Below are 15,690 nucleotides of genomic sequence, written 5' to 3' on the forward strand. Positions count from 1 at the left end.
AGACCCGCGTGGGTCGGGTAGACGGCAAGGTAGCGCTGATCAGCGGTGGCGCCGGCGGCATGGGAGCCGAAGACGCGCGGCTGCTGGTCGAGGAGGGCGCCAAGGTCGTGATCGGCGACATCCTCGACGACCAGGGCAAGGCGCTGGCCGACGAGATCGGCGATTCCGCGCGCTACGTGCACCTCGACGTCACCCAGCCCGACCAGTGGGACGCCGCCGTCGCCACCGCGGTCGGCGAGTTCGGCAAGCTCAACGTCCTGGTCAACAACGCCGGCACCGTGGCGCTCGGCCCGCTGAAGGGCTTCGATCTGGCCAAGTGGCAGAAGGTGATTGACGTCAACCTGACCGGGACGTTCTTGGGCATGCGGGCCGCGGTCGAGCCGATGATCGCAGCCGGCGGCGGCTCGATCATCAACGTGTCCTCCATCGAGGGCCTGCGCGGCGCGCCCATGGTGCACCCCTACGTAGCGTCCAAGTGGGGCGTGCGCGGCCTGGCCAAGTCGGCCGCCCTGGAGCTGGCGCCGCACAACATCCGGGTCAACTCGATACACCCGGGGTTCATCCGCACCCCGATGACCGCCCACCTGCCCGAGGACATGGTGACCATTCCGCTGGGGCGCCCGGGCGAGGTCCGGGAGGTCGCGACCTTTGTGCTCTTCCTCGCCAGCGACGAGTCGTCCTACTCCACCGGCAGCGAGTACGTGATGGACGGTGGCCTGGTCACCGACGTGAATCACAAGGAGTTCTAGGGCGCCGCGCTGTAGACGCGCTGTCTCCCTCCCGGAGGGAGTGTTGCTGTTGCCCGCCTCCGAGCGACAACGGGCTGAGGTCGGTCATTCCCGGTCGCTACCGCGCGCGACCAGGTGTCGCTCGGAGGCGGGCAATTGTCCATATCCCCAGACGACGGTCCACGGCGGACGGTATATAGATGACCGGTCGACTACTATGGATGTCATGCCGCGACCCGCGAATCCCGAGGTACGCAGCCGCATGCTGGGGGCAGGACTCGACCTGGTGCACGCGCGTGGGTTCGCGGCCAGTGGCGTCAAAGACATCACCGACGCGGCCGGCGTGCCGAAGGGGTCGTTCTACGCGTACTTCCCCAGCAAAGAGGCGTTCGCGGCGGCCATCCTGGAGCATTACTGGGCCGATATCGAAGCGCGGCTGGTGCCCATCCTTGGGGCGGACGGGCCGGCGCGGGAGCGAATCACCCGCTTCTTCCATGCGCTCGCCGACGAACACGAAACCGGCAACTTCCTGCTCGGCTGCCTGGTCGGCAACCTCTCGCTCGAGCTCGGGGGATCCAGCGACCAGGTCCGTGCCGAGCTCGTCCGCATTCTCGACCGCTGGGACACGGCCATCGCGGAATGTGTGCGGTCCGGCCAGCGTGGATCGGGAGAGATTCGCGCGGACCTTGATGCCGAGCAACTGGCAGCCCAACTGATCGAGGCGTGGGAAGGGGCGGCCTTACGCGGCAAGGTGACCCGCAGTCGCGGCCCCTACGATCGCTTCGAAGCGGTCACGGTCCCGGCGCTCCTGGACTGATGGGTAAGACCGGGAATAGCGGCGCCGCCTGCGGCCGTTAAATAGACGACTGGTCAGTTATAAATTAGGTACCGCGAGGAGGCCGGACCGCCATGACATCGAACGAGAATCTCAGTCAACGCAGAATCGTCCTGAACAACGGCGGGCAGATTCCGGCGCTCGGGTTCGGGACTTCGCTTTCCGATAACGGCAGGACGCGCGAGGCCGTCAAGGCCGCCGTCGAGGTCGGGTTCCGCCACCTCGACGCCGCGGAGCGTTACCGCAACGAAGCCGAGGTGGGCGCGGCGCTCAAGGAGCTTTTCGCCGACGGGACGGTCCGCCGCGACGAGGTGTTCGTGACCACCAAGCTGTGGAACAACAACCACCGACCCGAACGGGTGAAGCCCGCGCTGCAGGCGAGCCTTGGCAGGCTCGGGCTGGACACGGTGGACCTGTATCTGGTGCACACCCCGTTCGCGTTTCAGCCTGGCGATGACCAAGACCCCCGCGACATCCACGGCGCCGTCATCTACGACGACGGCGTCACCCTGGAGGAGACGTGGGCCGCGATGGAAGCCCTTGTGGGCGAGGGCCTTACGACCGCAATCGGGCTATCCGACATCGATGTCGAAGGCGTCCGAAGGATCGTCGAGACCGCCCGCATCAAGCCCGCGGTCGTCCAGGTCGAGTCGCACCCCTACCACCCGCAGTGGGAACTGCACCGATTGCGTGACACGGACGGAATCATCCTGTCGGCGTTCGCCTCGCTGGGGCACGCGCTGGAACCGCGGCTTCTCGACGACCCTCTCATCGTGTCCATCGCTCGGCAGCTCGGCAAGACTCCCGCGCAGGTGCTACTGGCCTGGGGAATTCAGCGGGAAAGCGCGGTTCTCACGGCATCCGTGACGCCGGCACGCATTCGCGAGAACTTCGACGTCACCGCACTTCCCGAGAGCGCGATCGAGGACATCAATGAGCGCCTGCAAACTCGGCACCGGTTCAATTCCGTTGTCGACGCAGGGCAACCGGGATTCGCCGAGGTGCCCCAAGGTAGTGGATAGGGTCGAGCGGTGAAGGCGATGGCGCTGACCTATTTCGAAACGCCGGGCCGGGTTTTCGGCATGTCGGCCTCGTCGTCGCCAACTCCTTCATGCTGACTGTGGGAGTCGAGAACGGCCATTTCGAAGGGTGTTTCCGGGCGGTGCCGCCCCGCCGGGATGAACCGGAGACAACACGCGGCCGGTGTGAGGTTGATGCGTGCGCGGTGCTATAACCGCGAGCATGCTGCGCAGCCTGGCGAGCCTGGTCGGATCGAATCACGTCGTCACCGATCTCGACGTGCTGGCGGCGCGCAGCGTCGACCACACCGGCCGCTACCGCGGCAAGGCGAGCGCGCTGGTGCGGCCCGGCACGGCCGAGCAGGTCGCCGAGGTGCTGCGGGTGTGCCGCGACGCGGGCGCGCATGTGACGGTGCAGGGCGGCCGGACCTCGTTGGTGGCCGGCACCGTTCCCGAGCACGACGACGTGTTGCTGTCCACCGAGCGGCTGCACGCCGTCGCTGACGTCGACACCGTCGAACGCCGCATCGAGGTCGGCGCCGGGGCCACGCTGGCCGCGGTGCAACGGGCCGCCGCCGCAGCCGGTTTGGTGTTTGGGGTGGACCTGGCCGCCCGGGACACCGCGACCGTGGGCGGCATGGCATCGACGAACGCCGGCGGCCTGCGCACCGTGCGCTACGGCAACATGGGCGAGCAGGTGGTCGGCGTGCAGGTGGCCTTGCCCGACGGCACGTTGCTGCGCCGACACAGCCGGGTCCGCCGCGACAACACCGGCTACGACCTGCCGGCGCTGTTCGTGGGCGCCGAGGGCACGCTGGGCGTGATCACCGAGCTGGACCTGCGGCTGCACACCACCCCGTCGCACCGGGTGACGGCGATCTGCGGGTTCGCCGACCTCGACGCGCTGGTGGCGGCGGGCCGGGTGTTTCGCGACGTGGACGGCATCGCGGCCCTGGAACTGATCGACGGCCGCGCCGCGGCGCTGACCGCCGAGCATCGCGGCGTCGGTTCACCGGTCGCCGGCGACTGGCTGCTGCTGGTCGAACTGGCCGCCGATCACGACCAGACCGAGCGACTGGCCGAGCTGCTCGACGACGTGCCGATTTCTGGCGAACCCGCGGTCGGGGTGGATCTCGTTGCGCAGCAACGGTTATGGCAGGTCCGCGAATCGCTGGCCGAGGTGCTCGGCGTGTACGGGCCGCCGCTAAAATTCGACGTCTCGCTGCCGCTGTCGGCGATTAGCGAATTCGAAAGCCAAGCAATCGAATTGGTGCACACGCATGCTCCCGACGCGCTGCCGGTGCTGTTCGGCCACATCGGCGAGGGCAACCTGCACCTGAACGTGTTGCGCTGCCCGGCCGACCGCGAGCAGGCGCTGTACGAGCCGATGATGGACCTCATCGCGCGATCCGGCGGCAACGTCAGCTCCGAACACGGCGTCGGCAGCCGCAAAAGGCCGTATCTGGGGATGTCGCGCGAGGCCGTCGACATCGCGGCGATGCGGACGGTCAAGGCCGCACTGGACCCGACGGGTTATCTCAACGCTGCGGTGCTATTCGACTAGCTGCCCTTGATGCCCACCGCGTGGCGCAGCTGAGCCAAAAACTGATCCGCGTCGTCGCTGCGCACGATGTAGTGCGAGATCGCGATCCGGATCACCGTCGCCGCCTTCACCGCCGCGTTGGGTCCGGGCAGGTGGCGCTGCAGGCCCTCGCGCATCTGCGGGATCACCCAGGAGAACTGGGCGATGGTGTGCTCGGGCTCGACGTCGACCATCCGCACCCCGGAGTAGGAATGCTGGTATTCGACGATGAACCGCAGCACGGCGTCGAGCTTGTCCACGCCCTTCAGTCCCGCGGTGGCCTTCACCAATCCGCTCTCGAAGATCTGGCGCTCGTAGGCCGAAAACGCCGACAGCAGCTCCTCTTTGGAGGCGAACCAGCGGTACAGAGTCGGGCGGGACACCCCGGCCTGGGTGGCGACGTCGGACAAACTCAGCTTGGTCTTGCCGTTACGGCCGAGCACCTCGGCGGTGGCCGCCAGGATCCGCTGACGGGTGGAGGTGTCGGTGTCGGCGATCGTCGTCGCCCGGGCCGGCTGGCTCATGATTCACACTTTTCGCAGTGTCGCCGAGGTGTCATGATAATTCGCTCCCACGTTAGGCCCGAGGCGGGCGCCGGCGCACCAGCACCGACTGCTGGATGGCGCCGACCGCGCCCTGCTCGTCGAACAACGTGCCGATGGTCGTCCCGATGCCGTCCGGCCCGTAGCTGGTCTCCGCCCGAATGCCGATCCAGTCGCCGTCGGGAACACGAAACACATGCACGGCGAGATCGGTGTTGAGGAACGTCCACTTGGTGATGTCGAGCTTGCTGCCGATGCCGTTGGCGCAGTCGGCCACCGCGAACAGCCGTTCCAGCTGCGTCATCGACTCGCCGTTGACCAAATCGACCGTCGGGTTGATCCAGGACTCGCCGGGGCCTTCGCTCAGCGGCTCGGTCAGCCACAGCCACTCCAGGCTGTGCACGTAATTGCGGTCCCAGTCCCGCGCCTTCAGATTGCGGTTGAAGGCCTCGGCCCGGGGCCGGGGCAGTGGTGCCGCGGCGTGCGCGATCGGTTCGGTGTCCTGGTGCTGCAACCGCCACCCGCTGGCGCGCGCCACCGGCCGCGGGGCGCCGTCGGGACCGGGGGCCAGCATCTCGGCGCTGAGCAGTTCGATCTGCTTGCCGGGGCGCTGCACGTCGGCGCGCACCCACAGATCGCCCTCGGCCGGGACCCCGCCCAACAAGTCGATGACCACGCGGGACAGCCGAGTGTCGTCGCGCTGCTCGCACCGCTCCAGCGCCCGGACCAGCAGCGCGGACACCGGACCACCGTGCTGGATCGCCGCCGACCAGGTGCCGCGCGCCAGATCGGTCGCCCGGAACCTCTCGCCCAATGCTGCGTCGACATCGCCGGCCGGGTCGATCAGCTCGTAATAGGCGTCGGTCATCGTCAACCTCTCGGGTCAGGGCAGGCCGGCGCCGGGGGTGGTCACCGTGACCGCGTCCAGCCGGGAAAGCCGCGTGCCGGCCAGGCGCTGAGGATAGGCCTCCGTGCTCGACAACAAAAACAGCGTGCGGCGCTGCGGACCGCCCAGCGCGCAGGCGATGGCGACCCGCTCGCCCATGTCGATTCGGTCGGTCACGTCGCCGCCGGCCATGATCCGCTCGAACTGGTGGGCCAGCGTCATCGACGCCCACACCCCACCCTCGGCGTCCAGCGCGATGCCGTCGGGCGGCCCGTCCAGGCCGTCGGCGAAAACTCGTCGGTCGGACAGTCCGCCGTCGGCGCCGATGGAGAACGCGGAGAGCCGCCGGCCGGTCGACTCGGCGACGATCAGCGTCCCGCGGTCCGGGGTGATCGCCATCCCGTTGGGGAAGTCGAGGTCGTCGGCGACGACGGTGGCGCTGTCGTCGGGGTCGAGCCGGATGATGACGCCGCCGTGCAACGCCTGGCAGCCGATGTAGGCGCGGCCCGCGTCGTCGATGACCATGTCGCCGAGGTTGGCCGGGGCCACGTCCGCGAGATCGGCGATGGTGACCACGGTTTCGCCGTCATAGCGCAGCACCTGTCGGTCCTCGGTGGACGCGATCAGCAGCGACCCGTCGGGCCGAAACCCCAGGCCCGACGGCGAATGCCCGGGCAGCGGCAGCGTGGTCAGTGATCCGCCCATGGTCGCGGTGTGCACCGCCTCGCCCAGCATGTCCGAGAACCACAGCAGGCCCTCGAACCACCGCGGGCCCTCACCGAAGCAGAAACCGTTGGCCAGCGGCTCGGGGATCATCGGTCCCCGCCTGGCGCAACCCGCTCTGCTTTACAAAACACCGAAAAAGTGTCATGCACCGCGGGCACCGGTGTCAATCTGCCGATCGGGCGAGCTCGCGGGCCACGGCCTCGTGATACGCGTCGATCTTGGCGGGATTGGCCTGCATGAAGAGCTGATCGGGCAGCGGGGCGTGCTTGTACGCCTCGATCGTCATGGTGCGGGAGAACAGCGTGACGTCCTGCCCCGGCCTGGTGAAGTGGTAGGAGACCGTGATGCGCCCCTCCATGCCGCCGTTGCCGTCGCGGTCATGGCCCAGCCGGCCGAGTGAGGTGAACACGAACCGCGTCGGGCGCACCGCGGCGGCCAGCTGCCAGGTGAAGACCCGGTCGCCGTCGGGGCCGGCCTCCTCCCAGGTGTCACCGACCTTGAGCGGGAGCTGCGGCATGTTGGCGATGTGCGCGCTGCCGGGGTAGGTCTTGGTCCAGTTCTGCGGGTTGGTGACGAAGTCGTACACCGTTTCGGCGGACTGGGTGAACGCCGTCTCCGAGGTGGTGGTCACGATACCCAATTGCGTTGCCTCCCTAGGCTTTCGGCCGTCTCGCCGGTGCGGCGGCCGCCGTCTTGTTAGCCAAGCTTTACAAATCCTACTGAAAGTGTCACGCTGAGCGCTGAGCTGCGAGCGCGAGAGGTGAACGGGATTGACGAAGGCGTCTGAGGAATCCGCGCAGACCGAATGGACCGTGCAGGGTCTGCTGGACCTGTTCGACGTCCAGGAAGACGGGCAGGACAAGTTCACCGGCGAGACCGGCATCGCGGCGGGCGACGAACGCCAGGTGGTGGAGGGCACCCAGGTGCTCGCGCAGGCGATCGTCGCGGTGGCCAAACGCTTCCCCGACAAGTCGGTGCGCTCGGCGCACGCCGTCTTCTCGCGCGCGATCACCGTCGGCCCGCCCATCGAACTGGTGCTCGACGTCGTGGCCGAGGGCCGCTCCACCGCCACCGCGGTGGTCGCCGTGCACCAGAACGGCCGGCGCTGCCTGAGCATCACGGTGCTGGCCGACGTCCCCACCGACGACGTCATCCGTCACCACCTGCCGCGCCCCGACGTCACCGGCCCGGCGGACGCGAACCCCTCGCCGATGCCGATGGTCGGTCGCGAACTACGCCTCGTGGACGTCGTCGACGTCAACAGCCCCGACGAGGTCGGCCCGCCGGAGCTGTACGCGTGGCTGCACTACGACCCGATCCCCACCCGCGACGAGTTGGCCAAGGCGCTGCTCGCGTACTTCACCGGCCATCTCGGGATCTCCACCACCATGCGGGCGCACGACGGCATCGGCACCGCGCAGGCGCACCTGACCGTGTCGACCGCGCCGATGAGCATCTCGGTCGCCTTCCACGAACCGGTGGACTGGACCGGGTGGCTGCTCTACACCCACGAGAGCACCCAGGTCGGCGCGGGCATGTCGTACGTGCGCGGGACCGTGCACTCCGAAGAGGGCGAGTTGCTGGCATCCTTCGCCCAGGAGGCGCTGATCCGCCCGCTGCGCACCAGCGACACGGCGATCGACTCCCGCGCGCGGTTCTAAGGCCATGCGATTCACCATCACCCACCCGATGCACAGTCATCCGTACAACCCGGAGCTGGTGAGCGGGGACGGGATCGGCAAGGTGGCCGCCGCGACCGAGGCGGCCGGAATCCACGGCTTCGGCTTCACCGACCATCCGGCGCCCTCGCAGCGCTGGCTGGAGGCCGGCGGACACGATGCGTTGGATCCCTTTGTCGCCTTGGGTTTCGCGGCGGCGACGACGTCCACGCTGCGGCTGATCCCCAACATCGTGGTGCTGCCGTACCGAAACCCGTTCGTGGTGGCCAAGTCCGGCGCCACCCTGGACCTGCTCTCGGGCGGGCGGTTCACCCTCGCGGTGGGCGTGGGTTACCTCAAGCGCGAGTTCGCGGCGCTGGGGGTCAGCTACGACGAGCGCGCCGAGCTGTTCGAGGAATCGCTGCAGGTGATCCGGGCCATTTGGACCGGCGACGATATCTCCTTTGAGGGCAAGCACTTCAGTGCACGCGGCATCACCGCACATCCCCGCCCGGTCAGCGATCCGCACCCGCCGATCTGGATCGGGGGCAACACGTCGTCGTCGCGGCAGCGGGTGGCCCAGTACGGCGACGGGTGGTGCCCGTTCCCGGCGCCGCCGCAGCTGGCCCAGACGGCCGGCACGGCCGTCATCGACTCGGTGTCGAAGCTCGCCGACGGCATCGACGACCTGCGGCGCAGATGCGATGCCGCGCAGCGGGATTGGTCGTCGATCGACATCACGTTCACCAACTTCGAGGGCGGCAGCATCACCGACGACGACTTCAACGCCGACGCCTACCTGCACGGCTTGGAGAAGCTGGAGAAGCTGGGCGTCACGTGGGTCAGCGTTCACCTGCCCGGCGACAGCCTGACGCATGCGCTCGAAACCCTCGACCGGTTCCGCACCCTGGTCATCGACGCGGCCTGATGGACTTCTCCCGCGTCGACCTTTCGCCCGAGGAGCAGAAATTCCTCGATGAGACCCGGGCGTTCATGGCCGAACACGTCACCGACGACGTGCTTCGGCGCGATCGTGAGACCGGTGAAAACTTCAGTGAACCGGTGCATCTGGCGCTAGGCGAAGCGGGTTATCTGACCTCGGACTGGTACCAGGAGTCCGAAGGGGGATTCGACCCGGTGCGCCGGCGAATCTTCCACCTCGAGATCGGTCGCGCCCACACCCCGTGGTTCCACTGGGGCACCACGGCGGTCGTCGCCCGGTTGGTTAAGCAATTCGGCGCGCCCGAACTCGCCGATGCGATCCTGCCGGGCGTGCTATCCGGGGAGATCCGGCTCTGCCTGGGCTACACCGAGCCCGAGGGCGGCTCGGACGTCGCCACCTGCAAGACCCGGGCCGTGCGTGAGGCGGACGGAGCGAGCTGGATCATCAATGGCTCCAAGATGTTCACCTCCAACGCGCAGAACGCCAAGTACGTCTTCCTGCTCACCAACACCGATCCGCAGGGCCCGAAACACAAGAATCTCACCATGTTCCTGGTGCCGCTGGATTCGCCAGGCATCGAGATCCAGGGCATCCGCACGCTGGACGGTGACCGCACCAACATCGTGTACTACAGCGACGTGCGGGTCGACGACCTGTACCGGATCGGTGAGGTCAACGGCGGCTGGACGGTGATGCGGTTCGCCCTCGACGCCGAACACGGCATCACCGATCCCCAAGACCATGGCCTGCAGAACATTTCGATGCTTTCGGAGCACGGCCACCGGATGGCCGAGGCGGCCGACGGGGTCGCGGCGATCCTGTCGAGACCCGATGCGACGGGCCGGCGGCCGATCGACGACGACGCGATCAAATACCGGCTCGGGCGCAGCATGGCCCGCATCGAGGCGGCCATGTCCACCCCCGGAATGTATGGGCGGGTGGCGCTCATCCAGACCATGCGTGAGGTGTCCCAGGAACTGATGGACCTGCTCGGGACGGCGTCGGCACTGCCCACCGACACACCGGGTTCGGCGGACTTCGCCGATAATGGCGCCATCGAGTTCATCTTCCGGCACGCCGTGCCGGCCGGCATCTACGGCGGCACCATGGAGGTGTTCCGCAACATGATCGCCCAGCACGAACTGGGGCTCGGGCGTCCTAGCTACGGGCGCTGACCGGCAGCTCGGCCGTCACCTTGACGCGGGTCTCGTCGAAACTCAGAAACCCCTTGATGGGCAGGCTTTCCGGCGGCGGCCCGGGATAACTCCACGCGACGTCGGCCACGACATGGTCACCCGAGGCGAACGACCAGTACGTCGCGAAACCCTTGTAATTGCAGTAACTCTCGGTCTCGGAGCGCCGCAGCAGATCGGTGCGCACGTGAGCCGGATCGACGTAGAGCCGCGGGGCGAGCGCGGTCTCGAACACGATCACCGTGTCGTCGGTGTCCACCAGCGTCGCGCCCTCGGCGCGGACGCGCAGGCGCCGCCTGGTCGGACGGCAATCGACGCGGTGATAGGGATTGGGCGGGTAGTGCACGAGCCTGCGCCCCTCTTCCAGCCAGGTGTCGACCGCGCCCCAGGGCACCTGGACGAAACCCGGCGCTTCCGGTTCGGGCTCGCTCGGCAGGTCGCCCACCTCGTCGGCGGCGAAGGCGTAGCTCAGCGGCCGGCCCCGGCGGTGCACCATCAGCGCCCGCTCGGTGTCGATCACCACCCGCCCGTCCTTGACGGCCTGCACCCGCCGGGGGTGCGGTTCGACGTAGACGACCTCGTCGGGGATCGCGGGTGAGAAGCGTCCCGCGGGATCGCTGCTGAGCGGACCCCGCCCGGCCACCAGACTCATGCGTGCCAGCCTAAGTCCATCGAACGTCGCGCTAGCGTGGCACTCGGGATCCGGCGTCACGCTGGCGTGACGCTCGAGCGGCAGAGAGCGGGAACTTACCCATGGCGGGACCGGTAGCAGGCGTCAAAGTCGTCGAACTCGGGGTCTGGGTGGCCGGGCCGGCCGCCGGCGGCATCCTGGCGGACTGGGGCGCCGACGTGATCAAGATCGAGCCGCCCACCGGTGATCCGGCGCGCATGTTCGGTCGCATGTTGGGCTGCGATCTGGGCCTGAACCCACCATTCGAGATGGACAACCGGTCCAAGCGCAGCGTCGTACTGGACCTGGGCACCGACGCAGGCCGCTCCACCGCCTTCGAATTGCTTTCCGACGCAGACGTTTTCCTGACCAACGTGCGCCCCGGCGCGCTGCAGCGCCTCGGCCTGGACTTCGAGTCGGTGTCGGCGGCCAACCCCCGCCTGGTCTACGGGCTCATCACCGGATATGGCGAAAGCGGGCCCGACGCCGACCGCGCCGCTTACGATGTGGCCGCCTTCTGGTCCCGGGCCGGGGTGGCGCACCTGCTCACCCGTCCCGGCGACACGCCCCCGTTCCAGCGCGGCGGCATGGGCGACCACTCCGCCGGGATGACGATGGCCGCGGCCGTGTGCGCGGCGCTGCTCGCGCGCGAACGCACCGGGACGGGCCAACTGGTCACGACCTCGCTGTACCGGCAGGGTGCCTACACCGTCAGCTTCGACCTCAACACCTATCTGATGAGCGGCCAGCCGATCGCCATCGGCCAGCGCGAAACGATGGGCAACCCGTGCATGAACAACTACGCCGCCTCCGACGGGCGGCGGTTCTGGATCGTCGGCCTGGAGCCCGAGCGGCACTGGCCGGCGCTGTGCCGCGCGGTGGGCCGGCCCGAGTGGCGCGACGACCCGCGCTTCGCCGATGCCCGGGCCCGCGCCACGAACTCGGCCGCGCTGATCGCCGCGTTGGATGACATCTTCGCGACGCGGCCCCTCGACGAGTGGGCGCAAATCTTCGCCGGCGAACCGGATTTCTTCTGGTCGCCGATCAACACCCTCGAGGACGTCATCGCCGACGAGCAGTTCCACGCCGCGGGGGGAATCGTTTATGTGCCCGACGCCGCCGACGCACAAGCCGCCGTGCCGATGGTCGCCACGCCGGCGGACTTCCACGGGACGCCCTGGGCGCCGCGTTCTGCGGCACCGGAACTCGGGCAGCACACCGAGGAAGTCCTGGCCGACCTCGAGGCGCGCCGCGGTTCCTGACGGGCCACCCGGAGCTTTACAAATTTCGCCGGAAGTGTCACGCTGTCCGGTGAGCCGCGTCGCCCGGTGCGGGATGCGGCTCCAGCCCCTGGGAAAGCCCATGACAAGCGCGTGAGACCCGCCAGCGGACCGCGGCGGGTGGTGGTGAGGAATGGATCGATGGTCGCTCCGACGTTCGACATCAGCAAGAGCAGCGCTGCGGAAACAACCCGCGCACACGGCGAGGGTCTGCGCTACCGACTCGACGTGGTGGCGGCCAGCGCCGTCGATGTCGTGCAATCGGCGGGCGGCTGGCTCTACGACCGGGCGATGGCCGGTTGGGAAGTGACAGTGCTGCTCCCGCGTGGCTGCGACACCCGGTCGCTGCGGATCCTGGGGGTGCGGGCGGCGGACCTCGAGCCGGAGCTCGCCGGACTGGGGGAGGGCTCGACGAGCCTGGCCGTCAGCGCCGATGCGTTCACCGCCGACGCCCGGGTGCGGTCCGTGGTCCTCGAGGCGCTGGACAACCGGCTGACCGAGGTCGCGCTGTGGGGCGACGGGTGGCCGCTGAACGTGGGCCGCGCGACCACCCGGGCGCAGCATCTGCTCAGCGGTGCGGCCCGCATGTTCAAGGGCTATGCGCTTGCGGCGGCGGGCATTCCGGCCACGACGGTCGGCGCCACCGAGGCGCTGCTGTGCGACGTGGGTTCGGGGTCCGACTCAGAGCTGATCCGGCTCGACTAGGCCATGAAGAAGTACTTCCGACACACGCTGCTCTACCTGCACGAGACGATCTCGCTGGGATCCGGGCGAAGCGACCGGTTCACCGAGATCTTCACCGACACTTATCAACCGATGATGGAACAACTCGGCGCGCGGCTGTTCGCGATCTGGGAATCCACGCCGTACAACGGTCACTGGCCGCAGGCGACGATCATCTGGGAGATCGACGGGTTCGCCGATTACGCCAGGATCGGCGCCGCGCAGGCCCGCGGCGGCAGCCACGAGGCCGCATCCGGAAAATGGGCGGCATTCCTGGCCGACATCGGCGCCTCGGGGGAGGGCCGCATCATGTACCCCGGCCCCAGCAACAAGACGCTCGCGCAACTGCGCGAGGCCAATTTCACTGCGCCGCTGGTGATTCAAGAGATCATGCAGACCAAACCGGGCCGCCAGGACGACTACATCCGCGAACTGGAGCGGCTCTACGTTCCCTGGTCGGAACGCACCGGCAAGCGCTGGCTCGGTTCGTTCACCACGACATTCCGGTACAACGAGGTCATCCACTACTGGGCGCTGGACGGCGGCTGGGACTGCTTCGCCGAGCACTACCCCTCCTGGAAAGAGAGCCCGCCCGCCGAGATCGTCACCTGGATGAGTGTGGCCCCCGCGTTGCGCGACGGCTGGGAGGATTCCATTCTGCAGGCCCTACCGCCCTCGCCGCTGCAGTGACGGAGCTACGAAACCTGGTGAGCGTCAAGGACTTCAGCTACGATCCGTTCGACGCGGCGGTGATGGCGAACCCGTTGCCGTACTACCGGATCCTGCGCGATCACCACCCGGTGTACTACATGCCGCAGTGGGACACGTTCGCCCTGTCGCGTTTCGAGGACATCTGGACTGTGCTGGAAGTCAACAACGGCACCTTCGTCGCCTCGGAAGGGACGCTGCCGCCGGCATCGGTTCTGGCGCAACACAACAGCGGCCCGGTCGCCGACCCGCCCCTGCACCCGCTGCCGTTCCATGCCATGTTCGACGCCGACCTGTACGGTGAGATCAGGCGGACCCATTCCCGGCCGTTTCGGCCGCGGGCGGTCACCGACCTCGAGGGCCGCATCCGCGCGCTGGCCAACGAACGCCTCGACGACCTGCTGCCGGACGGGTCGTTCGATCTGACCCAGGACTACGGCGGCATCGTGGTGGCCGCCATCGTCTGCGAATTGTGCGGCATCCCCACCGATCTCGCGCCGCAGGTCCTCGCCACCGTCAACGCCGGCAGCCTCGCCCAGCCCGGCGAAGGCGTGGACACCGGACAGGCGCGGCCCAACTACTTCGAATACCTGCTGCCCGCGGTCCAGCGTCGCCGCGCCGATTCGTCCGGCGGGCCGCTTGACGTCGTCGACGGTCTGCTCGGCTATCACCTGCCCGACGGCAGCGCGCTCGACGACATGGAAGTCGCGACCCAGATGCTGTGCATCTTCATCGGGGGAACCGAGACGGTGCCCAAAATCGTCGCCCACGGCCTCTGGGAGCTCAGCCGCCGGCCCGACCAGCTGGCCGCCGTGCGCGCCGACCTGGAGAACAACGTGCACATCGCGCGCGACGAGATGATCCGATTCTGCGCGCCGGCGCAGTGGTTCGCGCGAACGGTGCGCAAGCCCTTCGAGATTCACGACCAGACCCTCAACCCGGGCCAGCGCGTCATCACCCTGCTCGCATCCGCCAACCGCGACGAACGCGAATACCCCGAGCCCGACGAGTTCATCTGGGACCGGCCCATCCGCCGCTCCCTGGCGTTCGGCCGCGGCCAGCACTTCTGCATCGGATATCACCTGGCGCGGCTGGAAGTGGCTGTGCTGTTGGAAGAATGGCTGCGCCGGGTCCCCGACTACGCGATCGACGGCCAAGCCGCCACCCGGCTGCCGTCCAGCTTCCAATGGGGCTGGAACAACATCCCGGTGGAGGTCTGACGTGTGGTCCTACCGGATCATCGCCCCGTATCAGTTCGAGCGCAATACTATTGATGACAAGACCCCCGACTGCCTGGCCGATGGGCAGGTGCTGCTGCGGTTTTCGGCCGCGGGCGTGTGCGGCAGCGACCTGCCGGCCTTTCGCGGCGCCAGGGGCCGCATCCCGGGTGACGACGGCCGCAGCGGCCCCGAAAAGGACGGCTTCCCCATCCACGAGGTCGCCGGCGAGGTGATCGCCAGCCGGCATCCCGCGCACCGCCCCGGCGATCACGTGGTCGGCTGGGCCTCCGGGTTCGACGGCATGATGGAACGCATCGTCAGCAACGGCGACGGGCTGGCGCCCTACGATCCGGCGCTCACCCCGGCCCAGGCGGTCGGGCTGCAACCCTTGGCCTGCGTCCTCTACGCCTGCGAACAGCTCGGCGACCTCGCCGGCCGGCACGTCGCGATCATCGGCCAGGGATCGATCGGCGTGTTGTTCTCCTATGTCGCCAAGGCGGCGGGTGCGCGGCGCGTCACCGGGATCGATCCGATCGACCGCCGCGATCTGGCAAGGGCTTTCGGGGTTGACGACCCGGTGCGCGCCACCAGCGACCGCTGGGTGAGCCAGCTCGATCCCGCAGACCGCGCCGACGTCGTCATCGAGGCCGTCGGCCACCAGGTCGCCACCCTGACCCATGCGATCGACGCCGCCGCCCCCGGCGGCACCGTGTTCTACTTCGGCGTCGCCGATGACGAGATGTACCCGATCAACATGCGGGCGATGCTGCGCAACAACCTCACCCTGAAATCCGGTGTGACGCTGGACCGCCGGCGAATGCTGGAGCTGGCGGGCAAGTTCGCCGCCGAGCACCCGTGGCTGCTGGGCGCCTACCTGACCCACACGTTCGGCGTCGACGGGGTGCAGGACGCCTTCGAGCTGGCCTGCCGGCCGGACCCCGAACGCATCAAGATCGCGATCGCCGGATGAGCCGACC

General features: G+C 68.4%; 17 protein-coding genes. 12 read left to right on the top strand and 5 right to left on the bottom strand.

Annotation, left to right across the window (positions count from 1 at the left end; translation table 11 throughout):
- Nucleotides 1-8 precede the first annotated feature (8 nt).
- The 4 genes from DQP58_RS04290 to DQP58_RS04305 all read left to right on the top strand — a co-directional run bounded on the left by DQP58_RS04290 (nt 9) and on the right by DQP58_RS04305 (nt 4,146).
- Nucleotides 9-749, top strand: a complete 741-nt coding sequence (locus DQP58_RS04290; protein WP_112707257.1) for a glucose 1-dehydrogenase — start codon at nt 9-11, stop codon at nt 747-749.
- A gap of 205 nt (nt 750-954) precedes the next feature.
- Nucleotides 955-1,545, top strand: a complete 591-nt coding sequence (locus DQP58_RS04295; RefSeq protein WP_112707290.1) for a TetR/AcrR family transcriptional regulator — start codon at nt 955-957, stop codon at nt 1,543-1,545.
- Nucleotides 1,546-1,637: 92 nt separating this feature from the next.
- On the top strand, nt 1,638-2,585 hold the full coding sequence (locus tag DQP58_RS04300; protein WP_112707258.1) for an aldo/keto reductase: 948 nt from the start codon (nt 1,638-1,640) through the stop codon (nt 2,583-2,585).
- 220 nt (nt 2,586-2,805) lie between these two features.
- Complete coding sequence (locus DQP58_RS04305; RefSeq protein ID WP_112707259.1) at nt 2,806-4,146, top strand: FAD-binding oxidoreductase; 1,341 nt, start codon at nt 2,806-2,808, stop codon at nt 4,144-4,146.
- Here the strand turns inward: DQP58_RS04305 and DQP58_RS04310 are convergent.
- The 4 genes from DQP58_RS04310 to DQP58_RS04325 all read right to left on the bottom strand — a co-directional run bounded on the left by DQP58_RS04310 (nt 4,143) and on the right by DQP58_RS04325 (nt 6,958).
- Entirely contained in the window at nt 4,143-4,688 is a 546-nt protein-coding gene (locus tag DQP58_RS04310) for a TetR/AcrR family transcriptional regulator (RefSeq protein ID WP_066882088.1), read from the bottom strand. The genes DQP58_RS04305 and DQP58_RS04310 overlap by 4 nt on opposite strands.
- Before the next feature lie 52 nt (nt 4,689-4,740).
- Nucleotides 4,741-5,574 (bottom strand): thioesterase family protein, encoded by an 834-nt coding sequence (locus tag DQP58_RS04315; RefSeq protein WP_112707260.1) that lies wholly within the window; start codon nt 5,572-5,574, stop codon nt 4,741-4,743.
- 15 nt (nt 5,575-5,589) lie between these two features.
- A complete protein-coding gene (locus tag DQP58_RS04320; protein WP_112707261.1) occupies nt 5,590-6,408 on the bottom strand; it encodes an SMP-30/gluconolactonase/LRE family protein in 819 nt (272 codons plus the stop codon).
- 73 nt (nt 6,409-6,481) lie between these two features.
- The gene (locus DQP58_RS04325; protein ID WP_112707262.1) at nt 6,482-6,958 is read right to left on the bottom strand and encodes an SRPBCC family protein; all 477 of its coding nucleotides are present in this window, start codon (nt 6,956-6,958) and stop codon (nt 6,482-6,484) included.
- Between the two features lie 130 nt (nt 6,959-7,088).
- Between DQP58_RS04325 and DQP58_RS04330 the strand changes: the two genes are divergently transcribed.
- Genes DQP58_RS04330 through DQP58_RS04340 form a run of 3 tightly spaced genes read left to right on the top strand, consistent with a single transcriptional unit; the run spans nt 7,089 to nt 10,094 of the window.
- Entirely contained in the window at nt 7,089-7,979 is an 891-nt protein-coding gene (locus tag DQP58_RS04330) for an acyl-CoA thioesterase (RefSeq protein WP_112707263.1), read from the top strand.
- A gap of 4 nt (nt 7,980-7,983) precedes the next feature.
- Nucleotides 7,984-8,904 (top strand): LLM class F420-dependent oxidoreductase, encoded by a 921-nt coding sequence (locus DQP58_RS04335; RefSeq protein WP_112707264.1) that lies wholly within the window; start codon nt 7,984-7,986, stop codon nt 8,902-8,904.
- Nucleotides 8,904-10,094: an acyl-CoA dehydrogenase family protein gene (locus DQP58_RS04340; RefSeq protein WP_112707265.1), complete on the top strand. Its 1,191-nt coding sequence runs from the start codon at nt 8,904-8,906 to the stop codon at nt 10,092-10,094. The genes DQP58_RS04335 and DQP58_RS04340 overlap by 1 nt, the downstream gene beginning before the upstream one ends.
- On the opposite strand, the gene DQP58_RS04345 is transcribed toward DQP58_RS04340, so the two are convergent.
- Complete coding sequence (locus DQP58_RS04345; protein ID WP_112707266.1) at nt 10,078-10,764, bottom strand: DUF427 domain-containing protein; 687 nt, start codon at nt 10,762-10,764, stop codon at nt 10,078-10,080. The genes DQP58_RS04340 and DQP58_RS04345 overlap by 17 nt on opposite strands.
- 101 nt (nt 10,765-10,865) lie before the next feature.
- On the opposite strand from DQP58_RS04345, the gene DQP58_RS04350 reads away from it, so the two are divergent.
- The 5 genes from DQP58_RS04350 to DQP58_RS04370 all read left to right on the top strand — a co-directional run bounded on the left by DQP58_RS04350 (nt 10,866) and on the right by DQP58_RS04370 (nt 15,683).
- Nucleotides 10,866-12,044: a CaiB/BaiF CoA transferase family protein gene (locus DQP58_RS04350; protein WP_112707267.1), complete on the top strand. Its 1,179-nt coding sequence runs from the start codon at nt 10,866-10,868 to the stop codon at nt 12,042-12,044.
- A gap of 159 nt (nt 12,045-12,203) precedes the next feature.
- Nucleotides 12,204-12,767: a hypothetical protein gene (locus tag DQP58_RS04355; RefSeq protein ID WP_112707268.1), complete on the top strand. Its 564-nt coding sequence runs from the start codon at nt 12,204-12,206 to the stop codon at nt 12,765-12,767.
- A gap of 3 nt (nt 12,768-12,770) precedes the next feature.
- The gene (locus DQP58_RS04360; protein ID WP_112707269.1) at nt 12,771-13,475 is read left to right on the top strand and encodes an NIPSNAP family protein; all 705 of its coding nucleotides are present in this window, start codon (nt 12,771-12,773) and stop codon (nt 13,473-13,475) included.
- Between the two features lie 62 nt (nt 13,476-13,537).
- The gene (locus DQP58_RS04365; protein WP_165827793.1) at nt 13,538-14,713 is read left to right on the top strand and encodes a cytochrome P450; all 1,176 of its coding nucleotides are present in this window, start codon (nt 13,538-13,540) and stop codon (nt 14,711-14,713) included.
- Nucleotide 14,714: 1 nt separating this feature from the next.
- A complete protein-coding gene (locus tag DQP58_RS04370; RefSeq protein ID WP_112707271.1) occupies nt 14,715-15,683 on the top strand; it encodes a zinc-binding dehydrogenase in 969 nt (322 codons plus the stop codon).
- Nucleotides 15,684-15,690 lie beyond the last annotated feature (7 nt).

Origin of the sequence: Mycobacterium colombiense (assembly GCF_003284975.1) — a bacterium.
Taxonomy (GTDB): Bacteria; Actinomycetota; Actinomycetes; order Mycobacteriales; family Mycobacteriaceae; genus Mycobacterium; species Mycobacterium europaeum_A.